We start from the raw sequence: 22,978 nt of genomic DNA on the forward strand, positions 1-22,978 counted from the left end.
TTTAGTGTTTGAAAATTTAAGTGCAGGCTTTAAAGACTTTATAAAGTATGTTTCTGGGAAAGCTGTTATAAATGAAAAAAATATTGAAACAGCAATTGACACTATTAAGAATACCTTAATTGAAGCTGATGTTAATTTAAGAGTTGTAAGGCGTTTTGTAAATTCTGTTGTAGAAGAGGCAAAAGGAATTAAGGTTTTAAGAGGTGTTGATCCTAAGTCTCACTTTATTAAAATTGTTAATGATAAGCTTGTAAATTTTTTGGGAGATAAACATTCTGAGCTTATTTTAAATCCTATTAATAAATTGTCTTGTATTTTAATGCTGGGTCTTCAAGGTTCTGGTAAGACTACAACGTGTGCAAAGCTTGCTATGCGGCTTAAATCGGAAAATCGTAAAGTTCTTCTTGTTGCTGCAGATACATTTAGGGCCGCAGCAATTGAGCAATTGAAGGTTTTAGGTTCACAAATTAATATTTCTGTTTTTGCTCTTGAGAATGAAGATAGTCCTATTAAAGTTGTAAAAAAATCTATTGAATATGCTAGAGCAGAGCTTTTCGATACTGTGATAATAGATACTAGAGGACGTCTTGAAGTTGAAGATTTATTGTTGAGAGAAATAATAGATATTAAAAATATTGTGGTTCCTACAGAGACAATATTAGTTGCAGATGCAATGACAGGTCAGGTTGCTGTAAATATTGCAAAAAAATTTAATGAGAGTGTAGGGATTACGGGTGTAATTTTTACGAAATTTGATTCTGATGCTAGGGGTGGTGCAATACTCTCGCTTAAGACTATTTGTGGAGTTCCTATTAAGTTTGTTGGGGTTGGGGAGAAACCCGAAGATCTTGATGTTTTTTATCCAGATAGAGTTTCTTCACGAATTCTTGGTATGGGAGATGTTGTTACTCTTGTAGAGAAAGCTCAGAGTATTATAGATAAGGAAGAGGCTTTAAAACTTGAAGAGAAAGTTAGAAAAGCTAACTTTAATTTTGAAGATTATTTAAATCAATTTAAATATATGCGTAATATGGGTGGGGTTTCTACTTTGATGGGGATGCTTCCTGGTGTGTCATCAGAAATGCTGAGTCGTAATGTTAATGAGAGAGAACTGAAAAGGGAAGAGGCAATTATTCTTTCTATGACCCAAAGAGAAAGACGCAATCCTGTCATTTTAAATAGTCCTTCAAGGAAGAAAAGAATAGCTTTAGGAAGTGGGACAACAATTTTTGAAGTTAATAAACTTATTAAAAAATTTAGTCAAACAGTTTTAATGCTTAAAAAAATGAAAAATAAGAGCTTTCAAAACAAGATAGCATCTCTTTTTGGAGGTAAAGGAGGCATGGTAGATTGAGTGTTAGAATAAGATTAAAAAGGATGGGGGCAAAAAAGAGGCCTTATTATCGAATTGTAGTAATGGATTCTTCTTCGCCTAGAGATGGACGAGCTATTGAGGAGCTTGGGTATTATCATCCTGTTGAAAGGCAAAATCAAGTCAAAATAAATAAGAATAAATTTCAAGAATGGGTAGACAAAGGTGCTATTCCAAGTGATACTGTTAAGAGGATTTTAAATAAAAGTAATTTTAAAGTTGATAATTAGGAGGAACTAATGAAAGAGTACGGTAATGAAATTGAACTTATAGAATTTGTAGTAAAATCTCTTGTGGATAAAAAAGATGAGGTTAAATTGAATGTAGTTGAAGGTGAGAAATCAACTATTTTGGAATTAAGAGTTTCTGCAAATGATGTTGGAAAAATAATTGGAAGAAGAGGTCGCATTGCAAGGGCTATTAGGACGCTTCTTAGTGCTTGTGCTGCAAAAACAAATAGGAGAGTTCAGTTAGAAATTTTGGACTAATTTATGTTTGTAAAAGGCATAATATTGTCGTCTTATGGGATTAATGGATATGCTAAGATTAAAAGCATATCCAATGGTTTTAGTGATTTTTTTTGTTTAAAAAACAGTAAATTAGTTTTAAAAAAAAAATTTTGTTGTTCAGTTGAAGTTACAGTTGAAGACGTATCTTTAAGGAATAATTCGTTATTACTAAAGTTTAGGGAATTTAATGCGCCTGAGCCCATTAAAAATTTGATTGGTTTTGAATTATGGGTAAGTGATGAACTTGCATCTAAATTAGAACAAGATGAATATTATTTTGGTAAGCTTATTGGATATAGAGTAGTTAATGATGGAGTAGAATTAGGAATTGTTGTATCTTTTTTTGAATGTTCAAAATCAGTTCTTCTTGAAATTAAGGTTGGGGATAGATTATTTTTTGTTCCTTTTTTAGATGTTTATCTTGGAGATATTAATAGGGAACTTAAAACTATTGAGCTTAAGGTATTAGAGCTCTTACAATGAAAATTACAATTCTCTCGTTATTTCCTTCAATCATTACTCCATTTTTTGAAAATTCAATAATGAAAAAGGTTGTAGATAAGGGTATCATAAGTTATGAAGTCATATCTATTCGTGATTTTTCTAAAGATAAACACAAAAGATGTGACGATGTTCCTTATGGTGGGGGTGCAGGTATGGTTTTGAAAGTACAACCTATTGTTGATGCTCTTGAATATGTAAATGCAAATTCAAAGACTACGATATTTGTGAGCCCGTCTGGACTTAAGTATACTCAAAAATTGGCTTATGACTTGTCAAAGAAGGATGAACTTGTTATAATTTGTGGGAGATATGAAGGGCTTGATCAGCGTGTAATTGATTTGTATGTTGATCTTGAAATTTCAGTTGGAGATTATGTGTTGTCTTCAGGTGAAGTTGCAGCTCTTGTTATAATAGATAGTGTATATAGATTATTAGATGGTGTAATAAATCCTAATTCTTTGTGTGAGGAATCTTTTAGTTTTGAGTGTGGGTTGCTTGAATATCCTCATTATACTAGGCCTTATGAATTTAGGAATTTGAAAGTTCCTGATGTGCTTTTGTCGGGGCATCATGAAGAGATAAAAAAGTGGCGGCTTGTTAAGTCAGTTGAAAAAACTAAAAAAAACAGATTTGATTTGTACCTTAAATATTTGGAAATGAGAGGAGAAAAAAATGATGGATTTGATAAGAAAAATTGAGGCTAAAGGCAAGAGAGCAGAAAGTTTTGATTTTAGGGTAGGAGATACTATACGTGTTAGTTATAAAATCATAGAAGGAACTAACGAGAGAATTCAAAATTTTGAAGGTCTTGTTATATCTATTCAAAATAAAGGGATAGGTCAAACTTTTTTAGTTAGAAAAATTTCTTCAGGAATTGGAGTTGAGAAAATTTTTCCTATGCATTCACCTATTATCGAAAAAGTTCAGGTTTTAAAGAGAGGAAAAGTAAGACGCGCTAAGCTTTATTATATGCGAGATAGAATTGGTAAAGCTGCTATGAAAGTAAAAGAACGTCTTGATGTTAAGAAACTTAAATATTGATAGTCTATCTAGATTCATTTTAAATAATGATTTTTCTTGAAATTTTATAATAGAATTTATAAAGTTTATTGGCGTTAATGAGGGGTTTGTATTTTTTGAGATATAAATCTTTTGAACTCAAGAGTGATTTTTTTTAAAAAAAGTTGGATTTAATTATTTTGTTAAAGTATTTGCTGTTTTTGATAATTTTTGTTTAGTGTTAATTATACGTCTTTGTTATAGGGTTTCTATTTATTTAAGAATGATAAATTTTTATTTTGTTATATAAAAAGGTAATTTTATTATTTCTATTTCTTTTCGATTAAAAAAGATGATTTTTTTATTTTTATCTTTTTATAGTGTAAAGATTAAAGTCCATTTTAAATTAAGTTTTGTTTATTTTTTATAAACAAGAGAAAATAATTTGTGAGTTTAATAAATTTTGCTCTAGCTTTAAATGTAAAAATATATTTAGATTTTGGTTGAAATGATATTATAAGAGATTTCAGGGCTCTCTTGTTTGTTATGATGGAAGCTGATAAGATATATTGAATTCCGTTTAATAATTTAAAAAATTGTGATTGTGGAGTAATGATTGTAAAATGTCATTAATTTTAGGAGGTATAAATATAAAAAATAGTTTTTTATTGATTAAATATGATGCGAAGTTTACAGGTTGGTTAATGGGGGATAATTTTATTGATTTTGATTATTTTAAAATAATAGAACAGGTTTTATCTTTTGTTTATTCATTGAAGAGTGTTAAGTTATGAATAATAGGCAAATTAAGATTTAATACAATACTTTAATATTAAATTATTTTGTTACTAGAAAAAAATTGATAAGTATGCTAAATATAGCATTGAATTATATAGTTTTAATGATGAGCATCATTTGGAATATTTGTTTGATGTTCTTAAAGAGAAATATTACTCGTTTGTTTGACATTAATTGAAGGAGTTAATATTGAGGATGGGTAGGAGTAAGTCCAGTGGGAATGATTTAGAGAGAGGAAGTAAATTTCCTTATTGGAAAATTAGGAAAGCACGATCTGAACTTAAGAAACAAAGTTCTTCTGTTTTAAGTAATGGTGCTAACAATAATAAATCTGTGGGTGTTAATTCTAATGGACATAAAAATTATAAAGGTAATAGACAAAAAGGATTGGGAAAATATCAAAGATCGTGCATAAAATTTAAAAAAATATGTCCTATTTGTGAAAAGCAAATTAAAGATATTCTTTCTTGTATGTCCATGAAGTTTGATGGAGAAGATAAGCCTATACATTTTGATTGTGCTATTGATAGGTTAAAATCTGAAAGTCAGCTTTTAAAAAATGAAAGTTTGGTATATAAGGGTGTTGGCAAATTTTTTGTTGTTGATAGGTCTGTTAGGGGAAATAATTTGTCTTTTAAAATTGTTAAGGAGATTAATTTTGAAAATTTAGAGAGTCGTCCTGATTGGCGACAAAAAATTCTTAATGATATGAATAAAGGATTTAAATTATATTAGTTATGAGAGCAGCATTATTTCCTGGTTCATTTGATCCTATTACATGGGGACATATTGATTTAGTAAAAAGAGCTTCGTTAATTTTTGATAAAGTAATTGTTCTTGTTGCTAATAATAGTAATAAGAGTTATTTGCTTAGTGATATTGAGAGATATGAACTTACTTTTGAGGTTATTATGTCTTTAGGATGGACAAAAATTTTTGTGGATAAATATGATGGAGTTATTTTAGATTATGCTTTGAAGAATAATATTGGTTTTATTGTAAGAGGTGTTAGAGCGTTTCATGATTTTGAATTTGAATTTGAGAGATATGTTGTTAACAATAAGCTGAATTCTTCAATAGATACAGTATTTTTACCAAGTAGTGATAAATATTTATTTGTAAGATCAGATCTTGTTAAGGAATTGATAAAAAATAAAAATTTTAATCTTTCAAATTTTATTCCAGAGTTGGTACAAAAAAAGTTGAAATCTAAATTTATTGACAAATTATCTTGATAATATATATATTATTAAGATACGTTTGTTGATGTTTAAGGAGACAAAGATATGGCTGTTCCAAAATTTAAGCCTTCAAAGTCTAGAAGTAGGACGAGGCGCAGTATAAATATGAGGAAAAAAATTCCTCAATTTCAGGAATGTTCAAATTGCGGTAACCTGGCAATAAGGCATAGAATATGTGCAAAGTGTGGTTATTATCGAAATAGTCAATACTTAGAATTAGGATTATAGTTTGAACGAGGAATGTTTGTTTATGGATCAAAATGAGATTTTTAAAAAGGTTAGGTCTATTATATCCGAGCAGCTTGACAAGAAAGAAGATGAGATTACTATGGAATCTAGGTTTGTTGAAGATCTTGGTGCAGACAGTCTAGATATTTATGAGCTTTTATATTTACTTGAAGAAGCATTTGATGATAAAATTCCAGAAAATGAAGCTAGCGAGTTTGAGACTATAGGTGATGTTGTTGCTTTTATTGAAAAGAAGAAGGGTTAACTATAATGGGTTCTTCAGTAGTGAAGTTGGATGTGGATCGAAAACAAAAGTTAAATGAGTTTTTAATGGGTCTGCATATTGATTTTAATGACATTTATTTGTTAAATATGTCTTTAAGTCATTCATCATATGCAAATGAATTTGATCAGAAATATGCTAATAATGAGAGATTGGAATTTTTGGGAGATTCTGTTCTTAATCTTATTATTACAGATTATTTGTATAAATTTTATCCTGATAAGAGTGAAGGTGAGCTTAGTAAAGCTAGGTCTTATATTGTTAGTGAAGATTCTCTTTCTAGTATTGCTCGAGAACTTAATCTTGGTAATTATATTTTGCTTGGTAGAGGTGAAGAAAATAATGATGGACGTAATAAGAAAGGCATTCTTGCAGATGCTATTGAAGCTTTTGTAGGTGCACTTTATCTTGATGGGGGCTTTTCAAAAGCCTCTACTTTTGTGGTAGAACTTTTTGAAGTACATATAAGGTTAATGTTTAATCGTGGTGATTTTAAAGATTATAAAAGTTTATTGCAAGAATATGTTCAAAAAAAATATAAAATTTCACCAAGTTATAAATTGGCTAAAGAATTAGGTCCTGATCATAATAAGATTTTTTGTGTTGAACTTTATGTTAATGATAAATTTGTATCTAATGGCAAAGGAAAGTCTAAAAAAGAGGCTGAGATGATAGCAGCTGAAATGGCACTTAAAAATATTGTGAATATTGATCTTTAATCTTTTGAAGCAAAATTTCTTTCTTATTTAATTTAGGCTCTATTAGTACTTCATTAAGTAGATGATTGAGAATTATACCAGTGTTTTTGTGGGTTCTTAATTGGAACTTTTGAACATCGTTGCCATTTATTTGCAATTCTTTTAAAGATAATGGATCTCTTAACAGCTTATTATTTTTAATCTTGTTTGTTATAAATTTAAACTTGTTGTTTTTTCCTTTAAGGGCTTTATATATATCAAGTGTTTCTTTATAATTTTCTCTGGTAGTTTTGCTTAAAAAAATTCTAATATGATGTAATTTTTTTGGATTTAATTTATGAATTGCGTTGATAGTTGTTTTATATAATAATATTAGTTTAATGTCTTTGTTTGAAAACTTGAGTAATTTTAAGTTTTGTTTTAAATTTGATATGTCTTGTTTTATAGTAAAAATAACTATTGCTTTTAAATAAAATTTATTTTTATTTAAAAGAGTAATTTTTTTTATTAATTTTTTGTTTATTTCTATGTTAAAAAAGTATTTAAAAAAATTTATTTTTTGTAAATATTTGATTCCCTTTGTTGGATTTTCTCCCTCTAAAAGTTTAATAAATTCATTATTGATTCTTTCTTTTGATAGAAATAAAATATTGTTTTTTTTGTATTTCATGGAAATTAATGTATTCTTATCAATTGTGAAATTCAGTGTGGATGCAAATCTTGCAGCTCTAAGAATTCTAAGAGCATCTTCTTCAAATCGTTTATTTGGATTTCCTATGCATTTTATTATTTTTTTATTAAGATCTTGTTGTCCATTGTAGTAATCTATTATTTCGAAGTTAAGTGTATGCATTGCGATTGCATTTATTGTGAAGTCCCGTCTTTTTAAGTCTTCCTTTAAATTTTTTGTAAATTTTATTTGTTTAGGAGAGCGTTTGTTTTCATAATCTATGTCTATTCTATAAGTTGTGATTTCAAAAATTTTTTTATTAAAGATTATACTTATTGTTCCATGTTTTATTCCTGTTTGTATATTTTTTGGAAATAATTTCATTATTTCTTTTGGAGTTGCATTTGTTGTAAAATCAAAATCATAAGGTATCTTTTTAAGAAGTAAGTCTCTTAATGCGCCTCCTACTAGGAAAAATTCATAGTTATGGTTATTAAAGATTTGACTAATTTTTATTATATCTTTAGTGTTATTACCTAGATTCATATAGAAATATATTATAGTTGAAATACTATTTTTTCTAAGGTTAAGATAAGGTTTTAGTTTATTCTTAAATATCATAAAATAATATTTGTTCGATTTATATTAAATATTTATAAATGGGGTTTTATGGACAAGAGTAATGTTAGTGTATATGATTCTATTGATAAACTTTCAAGAGATTCAAGGGCTAAATTGATAAGAGAAATTAAAAAAAATTTAAGTTTAAATTCTTCGGTATTATCTTTGAATAGTTCTAATTATTTAGATTCAGATTCTGCTGTTCAGGTTGATGATTTTCTCTCTAAAAAATTTATGGAAGAATCTTTTTGGATAAGAATATGGATATATATCTTAAGTTTTTTTCAGAGAGATCGAACCAAAGAAGATGTTTATAAAATATATCTTCTTAAAAACCTAGAAAGGCGTGTGAATAATATGTACAAGAATTCTGTGATAGATTTTAGAAAAGGTTATTTACGGGTAGGTTTTGTAGAAATGTTTTTTGAGTTTTATTGTCATTTGGTAAAACTTAAAGGATATTTTAGGATGTTAGAGTCAGATAATATTGTGGAACAGGCGATGTTTGAGATTATTCAAGGTAAAATACCTAACTCTAAAAGCAAGATGGAAGATTTTTTAGAACCTGAAGAATATGAGCAATTTGTAAAAAAAGATAAGAGTCAAAAAGAGTTAGACGAGATTATTAAGATAAAGATTAATAATTATATTAGTTCAATACCTTCGCAAATTTATGTGGTTGTAGAAGAGATGTTTGAATTTTTTTATATTTTAAATAGTGTTGCATTTTTTCCTTATAAATCTTTTTTTTCTTTCTTTGATATTGAACTTTTAGATGATAAGGATAATTTTGATATTGCTGATCTTGATGGGACAATTAGTACTAGCTTTGAGAGTGTTGATAAATATTTTAAATGTTTTTGTGAGATTGTGCATACGTTAAGAGATGTTGTAATAAATGAAGAGGTGTTAAAAATTATTATTAAAAATTATTTTTTGATAGTAAAATCAAATGAAAATGGGATTTTAAATGAAGAGAACCTTTTGGATGTCGATTCTATTTTTAAAAATATGTTGGGTATTATTATAAAACTTATTAATTTGTCAAAAACCTTGCCTTATTTAGATGTTTTTAAAATTTATTATGAAAATCCAGTGTTAACACCAAAAAAATATGTTCCTTGTTTTGATGTTCGAAGTTTTTATGAAAATATTTTATTTTTAAATGTTAGTGAACAACTTGTTGAGAATTATTCTAAATCCGTTACATCTATGGCAACTAAGGAACTTAAAAGTTTAATTAAAAATTATAATGTCATTATGAATTTAGATAAGATAATTTTTAAAGGATTAGATCTTGACTATTCAGTTTTTAAGAAACTTTACTTTATGAATGAATTTTTCAAATGTATTTATGATGTGAGAATGATGGAAGTTCTTAAAACTGTAAACAATGTAGTACTTGCTCATAATACTGATTTAAGGAGTTTGTATATTAAGCTTGAGAGAGATATCAATATATTGAGAAAAGAAATTTATGATTTATATTTTGAGCTTAATTATCGAAATGGAGAGTATGAAAATTATAATAGCGAAGATTATAGCAGTGATGATTCTTATAGAGATAAAACTTTAGAATGGTGCTTAAAGGAGGTTGAAACAATTAAAAGGTTAGTATTTAAGTTTATATCTTGTTTTGTTGATCTTAGGGAAAAATATATTGCTCTTTTGGATAATAATAATGCTTTTATACAAAGTGCTCTTAATATGTTTAATAAATTATCAACAGAAGATAATGTTAAAATCAGTTTAAGTTATGTTATTAATAATATGTTGCTTATCGTTAAGCAAGCTCTTTTTGTGCTTGAAAATTTATAGTTTATTATGAAAAACTATAAATCAAATGATTTGATAAAATTATCTTCACTTCTTATTAGGGTTTTGGTAATAGTTTTATTTCTTAATTCTATACTTAGTTTTTTTATGTTTTTAGCCGGTGCTTATAATATTTTTATGCATTCTTTTCAAAAATTTTCTCTTGAGTTTACAATTGTATTAAGTTCTGTTTCTTTTGGTCTTGAGATTACTAGAGCGATATTTTTTTATGTTTTTAGAGGACGAAAATTTAAACATTGTGTTATTTTGATTTTGAGTTTTGTTATTTGTTTTTGTTCTTTTTTTATAAAAGTTTTTCTTGATTAGGTAGTTGATTTATTTTAAATTTACTATTGACTAATGTATTTTATTTTTATAAACTAACCATTAGCTTTATTATGCCGACTTAGCTCAGTCAGGCCAGAGCAGCGGTCTTGTAAACCGCTGGCCGTCGGTTCGAATCCGACAGTCGGCTTTATGGGGCGGTACCGAAGTGGTTAACCGGGGCAGACTGTAAATCTGTTGGCTTTGCCTACGTGGGTTCGAATCCCACCCTCCCCACTTTAAAGGTTATATAGTTTGTCTAAATGTTTTGGGAGGTCTTGTTTTATCATTTAGAGTATAGCTTTAATGTTAAGGTTAATGCATCTTAAAGTATTTTGATATTCATTGTAGTAAAATTAATTTAATATTTATAGATTATATTTTGTAGGGATAATGTGTTTTTTGTTTATTCTTTAGTTGAAGGTATGTAGACGTGATTTTCTTCTTTTAAAAGAGATTTTGTATTCTTATGGTAATAAAAAAGATTTTTATTTCCCTTTTTGTGTTTTTGCTTTTATTATTCATTTTTTTATCTTTCTTATATTTTTTAAATTCTTCTCCTCTTAAATCTGATTTGGTATATGAATTTGAAATTCAAAAGGGATGGGGGGTTAAAAAAATTGCTTGGGAGCTTAAGAGAAAAGATTTAATTAGATCTGCTAAATTATTGATAGCAATTTCTTATTTTTTTGGTAGTGATAAAAACTTTAGAGAAGGCAAGTATTTGATTAATGGTTATTGTTCGACTTTTGATGTTTATAAAGAGTTTTTAAAAGGAAGACCTATACTTCCTATTAATATTACTATACCTGAAGGGTATACTGGTAGAAGAATAGCTTTAAAATTGAATGAATCAGGTATTATTAGCAATGTACAAAGTTTTATTGATTTAATCAATGATGTTAACTTTGTTAATGAACTTGGACTTGAGTATGATTCTGTTGAGGGATTTTTATTTCCAGATACTTATAAGTTTTATAAAGGTATGGATATGAAAGAAATAATTAGAGTTTTTGTGAGCAACTTTTTTAACAAACTTTATTCTATTGGTATAGATTATAAATCGTATTCTAGTAAGGATCTTTATGATAAAGTTATTATTGCGTCTATTGTTGAACGTGAATATAGAGTTAAAAATGAAGCACCAATAATGGCATCTGTTTTTTATAATAGAATAAAATCTAATATGGCATTGCAATCTTGTGCTACAATTGAGTATATTATTACTGAAGAGTTAAATAAGCCTCATCCCACAAGAATTTATTTTTCAGATTTAGAGATTAATTCTCAATATAATACTTATATTAATAAAGGTTATCCTCCAGGACCAATTGCTAATGCTGGAATTGTATCTTTAACAGCAGCCTTTTTCCCAGATAATACAAATTATTTGTTTTTTGTTATAAAAGATCCTAAAGTCGGGACACATAAGTTTTCTTCGGTTTATAGTGATCACCTTTTAGCTGCAAATAGTTATATTCGTAGTTTTATTACTAAGGATTAAATACAATATGGAATATGCTAAAATCATAGATTTAATTAAACAAAGAGTAGATATTGTTAATATAATAAGTGAACATGTTTCGTTGGTTAAATCAGGAGCTTTTTATAAAGGTCTTTGTCCTTTTCATGCTGAGAGAACACCTTCTTTTACTATAACCCCTTCTCAAGGACTTTTTTATTGTTTTGGATGCAAAAAAGGGGGAGATGTTGTTAAATTTTTAATGGATATTGAAAAACTTAATTATAATGATGCTGTTGATTCTTTGTGCACTAAAATAGGAATTGAATATGATAGTGCTACAAGAAGTATGGGAATTAAACGTAAAATTCATGATAAGACATTAATTTCAGAGATATATAATTTAAATGCTAAGTTAATTAAAGTTTTTGTATTTTTTTTAAATAATAATCAAAAAATTTTGAGTTATATTTTGCAAGAGAGGAGAATATCAAGAGAGATTGTTGATTTGTTTAATATTGGTTATTTATTATGTGATGTTGTAGGTAAGTCAAGTTTTTATGATTTTTTAGTCTCAAAAGGATATTCTAGTAGTATTTTAAGTAAGAGTGGTTTGTTTGCTAGTCGAAGGGAAAAGTTTTCAATTTTGTCTGGAAGATTAATCTTTCCAATTAAAGACTTTAAAGGAAATGTGGTAGGATTTGGAGGTAGAATTTTAGGTAAAAATAATGGCTCTAAATATATTAATTTAAGTGAAACAAGAGTTTTTAAAAAAAGAGAGTTACTTTATGGGTTTTATGAAGGCCTTTCTATGATTAAGGAAACTAGATCTATCATTTTAACGGAAGGATATATCGATGTTCTTGCATTCTTTACAGCGGATATCAAGATAGCCGTTTCTACACTTGGTACTTCTTTTTCAACACAACATCTTGCTTTAATTAAGAGATATGCCGATAAAATACTAATATGTTTTGATGATGACATGGCTGGACTTGTAGCTACTTTTAAAGCATATCAAATTTGTTTGCCTTTTAATATTGATGTAAGTGTAATTAGGATGAAATATGGAGTTGATCCTGCAGATGTTTTAAAGAATAAGGGTGTTTCTGTTTTAAGTAATATGGTTAATGATAGCTGTGATGCTTTTGAATATCTTTTAGAAAAATATTCTCTAAAATATGATTTAAATAAAACTACAGATTTAAACAGTATGGTTAATTTGTTTATAAATTTGATAGGTCTATCAAGTACTAATACACAAAGAGATCTTCTATTGTCAAAACTTGAGAGTAAATTGGGTGTTAAATTGGAAACTTTAAGAAAAGATTATTATAGTATGAGAGAAAAGAAAGCAATTGCTAGCTATAAGAAGAATGCATGTTCTTATGAGGTAAATACCTATGAGAGATATTTATTGGTTGCCTTATTGAAAGACTTTAATTATTTTACTATAATAAGGCGTAATATTAATGATAGTGACTTGTATGATATTGATGTAAAAAAAATTTTTGTATGTTTTGAAAATTTGTTTGATAATAATAAGAGTTTTTCATTGTTTAATTTAAAAGAATTATTAAAAAATAAATATGGTAGTATTAGTGAAATTTTTTTTGAAAATATGTTACGAGTAGAGTTTGAAGTGGATGATGAGATGGTTAAGCAAATTTTGTTTGCAATTAAAAAGAGAAAAGTAGAAAATAGAATTTTGGCATTTAAAGAGATGATCAAAAATTATGTTTCGATAGATGCTAAAGCCCAGATAAGAGAATTGATGTTTTTAAATATGCAAAGAGAAAATCTGAGGATATATTTAAATGAATAGTGTAGATAATAAAGACTTGCAGGCTTTTAAGAAAAAAAATTCAAAATTAATAAAGACTATTTTAAATTATTTGGGAGATAAAAAGGAAATTACTTTTGAGGACCTATCAACTTTTTTATCAGGAGATATGTTAGAGCCTGATAATATTGATTGTATTTATGGAATTCTTGAAAATGAGGGGATAGGTTTGATTAATGAAAAAATAGGGTCAGATATTTGTGATGTTGATGAACTTGATGAGGCAAGTAAGCTTGATAGTCAATGTATGATGTTAGATGATGCTATTCAGGTTGATGATGAGCTTGATGATAAATTGGATGATTTTGATGATGAAGTTTTAGACAAAGAAGATTATAATTCAGGATACATTAAAAGTGGTTTATTAAAAGATAGTAATTCTGAGGATCCAATAAGACTTTATTTAAAAGAAATAGGAAAAGAGTTTTTATTAACTGGAAATCAAGAAGTAGAACTTGCAAAACAAATGGATTCTGGGGAGAGTATAATTGAAAATATTCTTAAGAACGAGGGATTAGTTATAGAGAATTATTATAATTTGGTTAATGCTATTTATTCAAGAGTTGACAAAGAGGAATTTTTTAAAAAAGATAGAGAAAGGGAAAAAGATAATAATTTTGATTATTATAACAAAAAAAAAAGAATTACTTCATTTTACAAATCTTTGTTAAAGCCATTCCAGGATCGTTTAGTCAAGTATGTTGAGAGAAAGCATAGATTATATGAACTTGGTGAGGATATTTTTGAAGAGAGTATTACTAATGAGAGATTACAGATAAAAGAGCTTCTTAAGTCGATTCCTTTATATCAGGAGGAATTACGTCTGTTTTCAGATGATTATATTGATTCTGCTAGCAAGATAAAAGATTTAAAGAGGCAACAAAAATCTATACTGGATAGATTGAAAATAGATAAGGTGCGAAATCTTAGAATTCTTGGCAGGGATTTGGCTATTCCTGAGAAGAGAGAGAGAATAGAAAAATCTTTAAATATTAGGGAAGATTTAATTAAGGAACAAATTACAGAAGCTCAACTTGCTCAAAAAGAACTTGAGCGGATTGAGATGTATTATGAATATCCAATGGATAAGATAATAAGTATGTCAGAAGAGATCCTTAAGGGTAAACAAATGATGCAACATGCAAAGGATCAATTAATTAAAGCTAATTTGAGACTTGTTGTAAGTATTGCTAAAAAATATGCTAATAGAGGTTTACATTTCTTTGATCTTGTTCAAGAGGGTAATATTGGTCTAATTAAAGCGGTTGAAAAATTTGAGTATAAAAGGGGATTTAAGTTTTCTACTTATGCTACATGGTGGATTCGTCAGGCAATAACAAGATCAATATCAGATCAGGCACGTACCATTCGTGTACCTGTACATATGATTGAACAGATAAATAGACTTAATAGGGAAACAAGATATTTAGTTCAGGTTTTAGGTAAAGATCCAACAGATGAAGAGTTATCAATTAGGCTTGGTTGGGATCTCAAAAAAGTAAAAACCGTAAAGAATGTTTCAAGAGAACCTGTTTCACTTGAAACACCAATTGGAGAAGAAGAGGATTCTGTGCTTAGTGATTTTATTGAAGATAAGGCGATTAAAAATCCAGCAAAGCATACATCTTTTGTTGTATTACAGGATCAAATAAGGGCAGTTCTTGGAACTTTGCCAGAGAGAGAACAAGAAGTTGTTAAGATGAGATTTGGTCTTGAGGATGGATATTCTTTAACTCTTGAAGAAGTGGGATTACATTTTAATGTTACAAGAGAGAGAATTAGACAAATTGAGTCTAAAGCCTTGAGGAGACTTAAGAATCCAAAAAAAACCCAGAAACTTAAAGATTATTTGGAAGATTTAAATTGAATAAGGAGGTCTTCGTGGAGAGTAATATTGATATATTGAGAAATCTTGAAGGTATATATAAGTCTAAATTTGAACTTGAAGAACGCCAAAGGAATATTCCTAAATATTTGCAAACTAAAAAAGTTCAAATTGATGGACTTGTTGAGACTTTTGCCGAATTGCAATTACGATTTAAGGAATATCAAAAAGAAGATGCATCTTTGAAATTAGATATTCAAGATATTAATGTAAGAAAGAGCAAGGCTGAAGAGAAAATTGATAGTATTAAGACTCAAAGGGAGTATGAGGCTCTTGAAAAAGAATTGCAAACCATTATTGATGATGAAGTTGCTATTAGAAAGAAGATGACACATATTACTGGGCTTAAGACTAAAGTAGACAGGGAAATAGCCGATGTTAAGAGTAAACTTGAGATTGAGCAAAATATTTATGCTGTTGAGAGTAATGATCTTGAAAATGAACTTTTAGAAATTGTCAAAAAACTTGATTCTATAAAAAGTGAAGAAGAAAAATATTCTTCTCGTATGGATGAGGACTTTTTATTTAAATTTCAAAGAATTATTCGCAATAAATCCAATGGAGTTGTACCTTTAATTGACAGTGTTTGTAAGGGTTGTCATATGATACTTCCTGTGGAATTTGCAAATAAGGTGAGGCGTGAACCAGATGATATTAAGTTTTGTCCTTATTGTAGTAGAATACTTTATTATCAGGATAAATTTGAAGTTGGGTTGGGGATGGTTCCTGGTGGTTTAGCAGATCTTATAGAATAATATTTTAAAATTTATGTGTGTATTTGAAGTTGATATCCAGTCATCGCTTAACATACTGTATTTCAGTATCTTGAGAGGAAAGTCCGAGCTCCAATAAGAGCATAATGCTAGGTAATGCCTAGGAGTTGAAAGACTTAAGATAGTGTCACAGAAAATTACCGCCTTAGGGTAAGGGTGAAAAGGTGAGGTAAGAGCTCACCGCTTATTTAGTGATAAATAAGGTCAAGACAAACCTCATTAGGAGCAAAATCAAGTAAACAAGCTTCCTTAGCTCTTGAGGGTATGCTTGTGGGTAGATTGCATGATTTTTTCAGTGATGGAAAAACAAGATAGATGATGACATAATACAGAACTCGGCTTATGGATATCAACTTAAATTTTTTAGAGAATCTTTATGGGAATCAATTATTTGAAATTTATTTTTTATTTTGTTATAAGTTTATCACTTGTATTCTTTCTTTTTTTTATTTTATCTTATTTAAAAGCTTTTTCTAATTCTTATTTAAAAGCAGGTCCTACCGAGGTAAATTTGCTTGTTTTGTGGGAGAATAAGGAGTACAAAGAAATAATAGATTATGCTGAGAATGGTATTAAAGAAAATAAATTTGATTTTAATCTAAATTTACTTCTTGGATTTTCATATTTTTATTATTCTTTAATGTTAAATGATAGTTATTTAAAAAATCAATTTTTGGATAATGCAATAGAAAGATTGAGGTTTTTAATGTCTATTAATGATGATGTTCCTATGAGTTCACTTTATTATATTTTGGGAAAAGCTTATTCTCATAAGGGTGAGTATTATAGTGATCTTTCTGTTAAATATTTAAATAAGGCTTTATATGCAAGTAGTTTTGATTTTGTAAATGTAAAAAAAGATATTTTTGAGTATTTGGGGTATTCTTATCAACTCTTAAGAGATTATAATTCTAGTTTAAAATTTTTTGAAAAGGCTTATAGAGAAAATAAATCTGATCTTATTCTTTGGAGTTTGGCATATGTTAATTATAAGGCAGGAGATATTGATAAGAGTATTGAATATATAAATAAATTTTTAGAAGAAGAGCATGAATCATTAAAAGGAGATAAGCGAGATGATAATTTAGTGCAAAAGGTATATTTACTTTATGGAAATATTTATTTTGAGAGAAGTGCTTATGAGGATGCCTTTAATTGCTATGATAAAGTCTTGAAAATTAATAGTTTAAATCCTAATGTTTATGTTAAAATAGGAGACATATATAGAAAAAGAGATAAAGATTATCCTAAGGCTAGAAAATATTGGCGAGAAGCATTAAGCATTAATCCTTATTTAGAAGAAGCAAGGGAAAGGCTTAAAATTAGCCCGGAGGATTTTTAGAGGGAGATTGATTTGAATTTTTTTAAATCTTTTTTGATAGATATTGGTATTGATCTTGGTACATGCAATACTTTGGTTTACATTAAGGATTATGGTGTAGTTATGAGTGAACCTTCGGTAGTTGCTATTGATGTTAATAAGAATAATAGGGTGGTAGCTGTTGGTCGTAATGCAAAGAAGATGCTTTGGAAAACACCAGAGAATATTAAGGCAGTAAGACCACTTCGTGATGGTGTTATTGCTGATATTGAGAATACAGAAAAAATGATTCGGTATTTTATAGGTCAGATTTTTTCTCGAAAAAAATTATTTTTTAAACCAAGAATGGTAATAGGAGTTCCAACTTGTATTACTGAAGTTGAGAGAAGAGCTGTAAAAGAGAGTGCAATGAATGCTGGTGCTCGTGAGGTTAAAGTTATTGAAGAATCTCTTGCAGCTGCTATTGGATCTGATATTCCTATTTTTGAGCCAACAGGTCATATGGTGTGCGATATTGGAGGAGGAACTACCGAAATATCAGTTATTTCTCTTGGTGGTATGGTTGTAAGTAGAGCTATTAGAACAGGTGGTGATGAATTTGATGAGAGTATCATTAAATATATGAGGAATGCTCATAATATTATTATTGGACAACAAACAGCTGAAAAATTAAAAATTAAAATAGGTAATGTTTATCCAGATACTCATAATTTGAAAATAGAGACAATAGATATTAAAGGAACAGATGCTGTTACGGGTCTTCCTAGAAAGCAAATTATTGATTCTATGGAAGTAAGAGAGTCTTTGCAAGAACCTATTAGTACCGTTGTTGATGAGGTTAAGAGAACTCTTGGGGCAACTCCTCCGGAGCTTGCAACTGATATTGTTGAGCGTGGCATTATATTAACAGGAGGTGGGGCTCTTCTTAAAGGACTTAGTAGGCTTTTATCAAAGGAAACAGGAGTTCCAGTTTATGTTGCGGATAATCCTCTTTTATCTGTAGCTGTTGGAGCTGGTCTATTTTATGATTATGCTAATAGAATAGATATTAGTAAAAATATATATAGTTTTATTAATGAATAAATATGAAGTTTCTTGTTAATTTCAGGGATTTTATTAAAGTAATAACTGTATTAATATTTGCTACTATTCTTATGTTGTATGACACAAATGGTTCTAGGGTGAAGAAAAGAGATGATTTTTTTATTTTTACTTTAAATTCATATATTCAAAGGAATATGTATGAATTTTTTAATTTTGTCTCTAGTATTTTTAAAGCAATAAATGAATATAAAGATTATGGTGAGACTATAGAAGCTTATAAGAAGCGCATACAACAACTTGAGATAGTTATTCAGAATGTTCAAGTATTAAGACAAGAAAATTCTAGACTTAAAGAACAACTTGAATTTTATTCGGAACATTCTAATGATTTTATTTCAGCCGAGATAATTTATCTAAATTATGCAAATATTTCATCTCTAATGGCAATTAACAAAGGTTATAATGATGGTGTTCAAAAAGATATGATAGCCGTTGCTTATCAAGATGGATTTAGTGGTCTTGTTGGCAAAGTTGTCAAAGTTTATGCAAATACTTCAAGAATCTTACCTTTAACCAGTTATGAAAATTTTGTTTCTGCGAGAATTCAAAATAGTAAATTTATAGGTCTTGTTGAAGGTAAGGGATATGGTGAGGTTCTTGAGATGAATTATGTTAATAAATTGGCTGAAAATTTTTTGAAAGTTGGGGATTCTGTTGTTACGGCTGGTTTTAGTGATTATCCTGGTGGCATTTATATAGGTAAAATTACTCATTTTGATGTTCTTGAATATAATTCGCTTTTGAGTATTAAAATTGAACCCATAATAATTTTGGATAAATTAGAATATGTGTTTTTGATTAAGGGTGATGAGAGGATGAAAAATTGATATCTTTTATATTGTATTATATTATTAGCGTGCTTTTGGGACAAATTTTTCAATATTATTGTGATATAGGTTTTTCTTTTTCAGTAGATATATTTTTAATTATTTTAATTTTTAATTCTTTAAATTTTGCTTTTAATGTAGGTTTGATTTCAAGTATTTTACATGGTTTTATTATGGAATATTTTAATGGATTGCCACTTGGTTTTTTTGTATTTTGTTATGTTTTAGTATTTTATCTGCTCTATAAAATCAAGATAGTTGTTCCAAAAAGTATGTTTAGTGTAACAATGTTTTTTATTTTTTCAAAATTTATTATTTGGTTTGTAGCAATGATTTTTGCAGATTTTGTTGATCTTAAAGGTTTTAATTATTCAATATTTGATCTAAATCTTATTATCAATATAGTATTTTTAAATTTTTTATATCCAATTTTAAATTATTTCACAAGGAGTTTTTATACTATTAGGGAGGAATATTAATTAAAATGAAACTTGTTTCGGGTATTAGATATAAGTTTGGAATGTTTCTTCTATCTTTCGTTTTTTTTTCTTACCTTTTTACTTTATTTAAGATGCAGATTGGAAAACATTTGTTTTATGATAGGGAAGCAACAGTTCTTTTATCTAGAGTTGAAAAGGTTAGTGCTTCAAGAGGAGAGATCTTAGATTCAAATTTTAATGTTCTTGCAAATAATCTTACAGTTTTTGTTTTAAAGATTAGCTTGGAACAATATTATAGTATGTCTGTTAAAGATAGAGATGAAATGTTAAATTTTTTATCAGATATTTTAGGTATTGATAGGGAACCTATTCTTTCTAAAATTGAGGCTACTAGAGGGTATTTAAAGGATGTGGAAATAATTGAACTTAATCCAGAAATGTTATTTAGGATTGCTGAGAAGAGAAGTTATTATCCTGCTCTTTTGTGGACATATTCATTTAAAAGGAATTATTTGGTAGATGATTCTTATTCTCATCCTATTGGATATGTTGGTAGGATTAATCAGAGGGAATTACGTGCTTTTTATAATGTTAAAGGATATGATAACAATTCTACAATAGGAAAATTAGGAGTTGAGCAAATTTATGATAGTTATATTAGAGGAAAAGAAGGTTTAATTAAATATAGAGTAGATTCTAGAGAAAGAAAAATAGATAGTGGTTCTATTATCGAGCATATGATACCTGGTCATAATATTGTTTTAAATATTAATAAAGATATTCAGATGCTTGCTAAGAATACTTTAGGTAAGAGATATGGAACTGTAGTGGTATTAAATCCCTCAACAGGAGGTGTTATGGCGTTGCATAATTATCCTTATTATTCAATGAATGATGTTTATAATAAACATTCTAGAGAGGATTATTCGTTTTTAAATAGAGCAATCCAGTCGGTTTATCCACCCGCATCTATTTTTAAACTGGTTATGGCTACGGCTTTGTTAGAAGAACAAGTTTTGGATAAAAATAAAAAACTTCATTGTCAGGGCTATTTTAGGGTGGGAAATAGAATGTTTCATTGTTGGAATCGTGTTGGGCATGGTTATGTTGATTTAGAGCATGCTGTTGCTCATTCATGTAATGTTTATTTTTATATGGTGGGACTTAAATATCTTGGTGTTGAGAGAATAGTTAAATATGCAAAAGAATATGGTTTTGGGGAAAAAACAGAGATTGATTTACCAAATGAAGTTTCTGGACTTCTTCCAAGTCCAGAATGGAAAGAGAAAACTTTCAGTCAACCTTGGGTAGGAGGTGATACTGTTAATTTTTCAATAGGTCAAGGCTTTTTAAATGCTACTCCTATTCAGATTGTAAATATGGTAGCTATGATTGCCAATGAAGGTGTTATTTATAAACCAAGAATTGTTAGTAAAATTTTAAATGGTAATACTAATGAACTCATTCTTGAAAATGTTCCTGAAGTTCTTAGAAAAACAAATATTATTAGTAAACGTACTTTTAGACTTTTGAAAAAATATATGAGAAATGTTGTAACTTATGGTACTGCTAAAAATTCGGTTTTAACAAAAGCTGTTGAAGTTGTAGGTAAGACAGGTACAGGACAAACGGGTGTTATTGGGGTTGAAAATAGTTCTTTTGTTGGTCTTGCTCCTTATAATGAAGTATCGAGTAAACAAATTGTTATTTTTAGTTTTGTTGAGGGAAGAAGTAATGCAGGTATGTGGCCTGCTAAATCTGTAGATTTAATGATGCAAGGAATTTTTGCTAAACAGAGTTATGAAGATATTCTTAGAGAATATAAACCATGGTATATCAGGTAAAATATGGCTGTTTTTAGAAAAAGTTATGATAGTTTGACATTATTTAGTTTAGTAATGATATCTTTTATTGGGATTTTGCTTATATATTCCAGTGATTATACTTCTAATGGTTCTTTAATGAAAATAGAGTATATTAAACAGATTATATGGGTTATTGGTGGGTTTTTTGTAATTTTTGTAGTAGGAAGGTATGATCTTAAGATCATATATGGTATGGTTTATCCTTTATATTCTTTATTAGTTATTTCTTTGATTTTTACTGCTGTTTTTGGTATTACTGTTAATGGAGCTAAATCTTGGATTGGGATTTGGAAATTAGGTGGACAACCCTCAGAATTTGGGAAAATTATTGTTATTTTAACTCTTGCCAAATTTTATAGTAGTAAAAATGAATATCATAATTTCTTTGCTTTTGTTTTTGCATTTATTATAATTTTACCTGTTATTCTATTTGTATTCTTGCAGCCTGATTTTGGTACAGCCATAGTTTATTTGAATATGTTTATCTTTATTTCTTTCTTTGCTGGTGTAGATATACACTATATTTTATATTTTACTTTAACAGGATTTTTATCATTTATTTTTGTAGTATTGCCTGTTTGGTATGAATATAAAGCGGATATGGGTAATACATTATATTTAATCTTTTCTAATAATTTTTATTTTAAAGTAGCTTTTTTGGTATTGGCCTTGATATTTTTATCCTCTGTTATAGGTTTTTTTATTTCAAAATATAACTTGAATATTAGGCTTATTTATTTTTATATATCATTTGTGAGTTCTATTTTGTTAATAGCAGCTTTTTGTTCTAAATTTCTGTCAAAATTTATGAAGCCTTATCAAATTAAGAGATTTTTAGTTTTCTTAGATCCAAATATTGATCTTAAAGGTGCTGGTTGGAATTTAAATCAGGTAAAGATTGCCATTGGTTCTGGAGGTATTTTGGGTAAGGGATTTTTAAAAGGTCCTTATACTCATGCAAATTATGTTCCGTCTCAAAGTACAGATTTTATTTTTTCAATTCTTGCTGAAGAATTTGGTTTTTTAGGGGTAAGTCTTGTTTTAATATTATTTTTCCTTATTTTTTTTAGGATTTTAATAATAATGGATAAAAGCAAAGATAGATATATGTCTTTAATTCTTGCTGGTGTATTGTGTCTTTTATTTTTTCATACAGCTTTTAATATTGGTATGTCTTTAGGTCTCTTACCGATTACAGGTATACCTTTGCCTTTTCTATCTTATGGTGGTTCATCTACTATTACTTTCTTTTTGGCTATGGCTCTTTACTTTAATATTGAATCTATAGTAACTATGGACTGATAAATTTATATTCTTTTCTTATTATTTTATCTGTTTTTTTAATAAATTTTTTTGTATATTGTATTGAGAAGATTTGTTGTTTATCTATGATTTT

At 28.1% G+C, this 22,978-nt stretch carries 25 protein-coding genes, 2 tRNA genes and 1 other RNA gene; 27 read left to right on the plus strand and 1 reads right to left on the minus strand.

All coding sequences use genetic code 11. The annotated features are described in order from the left end of the window. Nucleotides 1–4 precede the first annotated feature (4 nt). The 12 genes from ffh to rnc all read left to right on the plus strand — a co-directional run bounded on the left by ffh (nt 5) and on the right by rnc (nt 6,653). The gene (gene ffh, locus BDU_RS03470) at nt 5–1,354 is read left to right on the plus strand and encodes a signal recognition particle protein (protein ID WP_012538434.1); all 1,350 of its coding nucleotides are present in this window, start codon (nt 5–7) and stop codon (nt 1,352–1,354) included. Beyond that, nucleotides 1,351–1,602, plus strand: coding sequence for a 30S ribosomal protein S16 (gene rpsP / locus BDU_RS03475; protein ID WP_012538435.1), 252 nt, complete (start codon nt 1,351–1,353; stop codon nt 1,600–1,602). Before ffh ends, rpsP begins: the two co-directional genes overlap by 4 nt. A 9-nt stretch (nt 1,603–1,611) precedes the next feature. Then, entirely contained in the window at nt 1,612–1,860 is a 249-nt protein-coding gene (locus tag BDU_RS03480) for a KH domain-containing protein (RefSeq protein ID WP_012538436.1), read from the plus strand. A gap of 3 nt (nt 1,861–1,863) precedes the next feature. After that, a complete protein-coding gene (rimM, locus tag BDU_RS03485) occupies nt 1,864–2,364 on the plus strand; it encodes a ribosome maturation factor RimM (RefSeq protein WP_012538437.1) in 501 nt (166 codons plus the stop codon). Further along, entirely contained in the window at nt 2,361–3,083 is a 723-nt protein-coding gene (gene trmD, locus BDU_RS03490) for a tRNA (guanosine(37)-N1)-methyltransferase TrmD (protein WP_012538438.1), read from the plus strand. The genes rimM and trmD overlap by 4 nt, the downstream gene beginning before the upstream one ends. After that, entirely contained in the window at nt 3,061–3,426 is a 366-nt protein-coding gene (gene rplS / locus BDU_RS03495; protein ID WP_041177743.1) for a 50S ribosomal protein L19, read from the plus strand. Before trmD ends, rplS begins: the two co-directional genes overlap by 23 nt. 581 nt (nt 3,427–4,007) lie before the next feature. Beyond that, nucleotides 4,008–4,178, plus strand: a complete 171-nt coding sequence (locus BDU_RS08215) for a hypothetical protein (protein WP_158298583.1) — start codon at nt 4,008–4,010, stop codon at nt 4,176–4,178. Nucleotides 4,179–4,356: 178 nt separating this feature from the next. Beyond that, on the plus strand, nt 4,357–4,917 hold the full coding sequence (locus BDU_RS03500) for a hypothetical protein (protein ID WP_012538440.1): 561 nt from the start codon (nt 4,357–4,359) through the stop codon (nt 4,915–4,917). Nucleotides 4,918–4,919: 2 nt separating this feature from the next. Continuing rightward, nucleotides 4,920–5,417 carry a pantetheine-phosphate adenylyltransferase gene (gene coaD / locus BDU_RS03505; RefSeq protein ID WP_012538441.1) on the plus strand — a complete coding sequence of 166 codons (498 nt, stop codon included), beginning with the start codon at nt 4,920–4,922 and terminating at the stop codon, nt 5,415–5,417. Nucleotides 5,418–5,468: 51 nt separating this feature from the next. After that, nucleotides 5,469–5,651, plus strand: a complete 183-nt coding sequence (gene rpmF / locus BDU_RS03510) for a 50S ribosomal protein L32 (protein ID WP_012538442.1) — start codon at nt 5,469–5,471, stop codon at nt 5,649–5,651. Nucleotides 5,652–5,673: 22 nt separating this feature from the next. Further along, on the plus strand, nt 5,674–5,916 hold the full coding sequence (acpP, locus tag BDU_RS03515) for an acyl carrier protein (RefSeq protein WP_014696523.1): 243 nt from the start codon (nt 5,674–5,676) through the stop codon (nt 5,914–5,916). Nucleotides 5,917–5,921: 5 nt separating this feature from the next. Beyond that, nucleotides 5,922–6,653, plus strand: coding sequence for a ribonuclease III (gene rnc / locus BDU_RS03520; protein WP_012538444.1), 732 nt, complete (start codon nt 5,922–5,924; stop codon nt 6,651–6,653). Here rnc and BDU_RS03525 read toward each other — a convergent pair. Continuing rightward, complete coding sequence (locus BDU_RS03525) at nt 6,625–7,848, minus strand: CCA tRNA nucleotidyltransferase (protein WP_041177792.1); 1,224 nt, start codon at nt 7,846–7,848, stop codon at nt 6,625–6,627. The two genes, rnc and BDU_RS03525, sit on opposite strands and share 29 nt — an antisense overlap. Nucleotides 7,849–7,971: 123 nt before the next feature. Between BDU_RS03525 and BDU_RS03530 the strand changes: the two genes are divergently transcribed. The 15 genes from BDU_RS03530 (at nt 7,972) to rodA (ending at nt 22,884) form a co-directional block, all read left to right on the plus strand. Then, complete coding sequence (locus BDU_RS03530) at nt 7,972–9,741, plus strand: hypothetical protein (protein ID WP_012538446.1); 1,770 nt, start codon at nt 7,972–7,974, stop codon at nt 9,739–9,741. A 6-nt stretch (nt 9,742–9,747) separates the two neighbouring features. Beyond that, nucleotides 9,748–10,065 carry a hypothetical protein gene (locus tag BDU_RS03535; RefSeq protein ID WP_012538447.1) on the plus strand — a complete coding sequence of 106 codons (318 nt, stop codon included), beginning with the start codon at nt 9,748–9,750 and terminating at the stop codon, nt 10,063–10,065. A 73-nt stretch (nt 10,066–10,138) separates the two neighbouring features. After that, nucleotides 10,139–10,213: transfer RNA gene (locus tag BDU_RS03540), tRNA-Thr, on the plus strand. Nucleotides 10,214–10,217: 4 nt separating this feature from the next. Further along, nucleotides 10,218–10,299, plus strand: a tRNA-Tyr gene (locus BDU_RS03545). Between the two features lie 226 nt (nt 10,300–10,525). Beyond that, a complete protein-coding gene (gene mltG / locus BDU_RS03550) occupies nt 10,526–11,566 on the plus strand; it encodes an endolytic transglycosylase MltG (RefSeq protein ID WP_038366559.1) in 1,041 nt (346 codons plus the stop codon). Nucleotides 11,567–11,573: 7 nt separating this feature from the next. Beyond that, on the plus strand, nt 11,574–13,349 hold the full coding sequence (dnaG, locus tag BDU_RS03555) for a DNA primase (RefSeq protein ID WP_012538449.1): 1,776 nt from the start codon (nt 11,574–11,576) through the stop codon (nt 13,347–13,349). Further along, nucleotides 13,342–15,234, plus strand: coding sequence for an RNA polymerase sigma factor RpoD (rpoD, locus tag BDU_RS03560; RefSeq protein WP_012538450.1), 1,893 nt, complete (start codon nt 13,342–13,344; stop codon nt 15,232–15,234). The genes dnaG and rpoD overlap by 8 nt, the downstream gene beginning before the upstream one ends. A 14-nt stretch (nt 15,235–15,248) precedes the next feature. Continuing rightward, the gene (locus BDU_RS03565) at nt 15,249–16,007 is read left to right on the plus strand and encodes a zinc ribbon domain-containing protein (protein WP_041177745.1); all 759 of its coding nucleotides are present in this window, start codon (nt 15,249–15,251) and stop codon (nt 16,005–16,007) included. 28 nt (nt 16,008–16,035) lie between these two features. Beyond that, nucleotides 16,036–16,383: RNase P RNA component class A (rnpB, locus tag BDU_RS07450), an RNA gene on the plus strand. A gap of 18 nt (nt 16,384–16,401) precedes the next feature. Next, complete coding sequence (locus BDU_RS03570; protein WP_012538452.1) at nt 16,402–17,367, plus strand: tetratricopeptide repeat protein; 966 nt, start codon at nt 16,402–16,404, stop codon at nt 17,365–17,367. A gap of 12 nt (nt 17,368–17,379) precedes the next feature. Then, complete coding sequence (locus BDU_RS03575; protein WP_012538453.1) at nt 17,380–18,429, plus strand: rod shape-determining protein; 1,050 nt, start codon at nt 17,380–17,382, stop codon at nt 18,427–18,429. Nucleotides 18,430–18,431: 2 nt separating this feature from the next. Next, nucleotides 18,432–19,277: a rod shape-determining protein MreC gene (gene mreC, locus BDU_RS03580; RefSeq protein WP_012538454.1), complete on the plus strand. Its 846-nt coding sequence runs from the start codon at nt 18,432–18,434 to the stop codon at nt 19,275–19,277. Beyond that, nucleotides 19,274–19,756 carry a hypothetical protein gene (locus tag BDU_RS03585; protein ID WP_012538455.1) on the plus strand — a complete coding sequence of 161 codons (483 nt, stop codon included), beginning with the start codon at nt 19,274–19,276 and terminating at the stop codon, nt 19,754–19,756. Before mreC ends, BDU_RS03585 begins: the two co-directional genes overlap by 4 nt. 5 nt (nt 19,757–19,761) lie before the next feature. Beyond that, a complete protein-coding gene (mrdA, locus tag BDU_RS03590; protein WP_012538456.1) occupies nt 19,762–21,561 on the plus strand; it encodes a penicillin-binding protein 2 in 1,800 nt (599 codons plus the stop codon). Between the two features lie 3 nt (nt 21,562–21,564). Next, nucleotides 21,565–22,884, plus strand: coding sequence for a rod shape-determining protein RodA (gene rodA / locus BDU_RS03595; protein WP_012538457.1), 1,320 nt, complete (start codon nt 21,565–21,567; stop codon nt 22,882–22,884). The last annotated feature ends 94 nt before the right edge of the window (nt 22,885–22,978 follow it).

Origin of the sequence: Borrelia duttonii Ly, from assembly GCF_000019685.1 — a bacterium.
Classification (GTDB): domain Bacteria; phylum Spirochaetota; class Spirochaetia; order Borreliales; family Borreliaceae; genus Borrelia; species Borrelia duttonii.

Coding starts and splice junctions, on each gene's coding strand:
- BDU_RS03480 (WP_012538436.1), top strand. CDS start 1,612: ATGAAAGAGTACGGTAATGAAATTGAACTTATAGAATTTGTAGTAAAA.
- rimM (WP_012538437.1), top strand. CDS start 1,864: ATGTTTGTAAAAGGCATAATATTGTCGTCTTATGGGATTAATGGATAT.
- trmD (WP_012538438.1), top strand. CDS start 2,361: ATGAAAATTACAATTCTCTCGTTATTTCCTTCAATCATTACTCCATTT.
- rplS (WP_041177743.1), top strand. CDS start 3,061: ATGGATTTGATAAGAAAAATTGAGGCTAAAGGCAAGAGAGCAGAAAGT.
- BDU_RS08215 (WP_158298583.1), top strand. CDS start 4,008: ATGTCATTAATTTTAGGAGGTATAAATATAAAAAATAGTTTTTTATTG.
- coaD (WP_012538441.1), top strand. CDS start 4,920: ATGAGAGCAGCATTATTTCCTGGTTCATTTGATCCTATTACATGGGGA.
- rpmF (WP_012538442.1), top strand. CDS start 5,469: ATGGCTGTTCCAAAATTTAAGCCTTCAAAGTCTAGAAGTAGGACGAGG.
- acpP (WP_014696523.1), top strand. CDS start 5,674: ATGGATCAAAATGAGATTTTTAAAAAGGTTAGGTCTATTATATCCGAG.
- rnc (WP_012538444.1), top strand. CDS start 5,922: ATGGGTTCTTCAGTAGTGAAGTTGGATGTGGATCGAAAACAAAAGTTA.
- BDU_RS03525 (WP_041177792.1), bottom strand. CDS start 7,848: ATGAATCTAGGTAATAACACTAAAGATATAATAAAAATTAGTCAAATC.
- BDU_RS03530 (WP_012538446.1), top strand. CDS start 7,972: ATGGACAAGAGTAATGTTAGTGTATATGATTCTATTGATAAACTTTCA.
- BDU_RS03535 (WP_012538447.1), top strand. CDS start 9,748: ATGAAAAACTATAAATCAAATGATTTGATAAAATTATCTTCACTTCTT.
- dnaG (WP_012538449.1), top strand. CDS start 11,574: ATGGAATATGCTAAAATCATAGATTTAATTAAACAAAGAGTAGATATT.
- rpoD (WP_012538450.1), top strand. CDS start 13,342: ATGAATAGTGTAGATAATAAAGACTTGCAGGCTTTTAAGAAAAAAAAT.
- BDU_RS03570 (WP_012538452.1), top strand. CDS start 16,402: ATGGGAATCAATTATTTGAAATTTATTTTTTATTTTGTTATAAGTTTA.
- mreC (WP_012538454.1), top strand. CDS start 18,432: ATGAAGTTTCTTGTTAATTTCAGGGATTTTATTAAAGTAATAACTGTA.
- mrdA (WP_012538456.1), top strand. CDS start 19,762: ATGAAACTTGTTTCGGGTATTAGATATAAGTTTGGAATGTTTCTTCTA.
- rodA (WP_012538457.1), top strand. CDS start 21,565: ATGGCTGTTTTTAGAAAAAGTTATGATAGTTTGACATTATTTAGTTTA.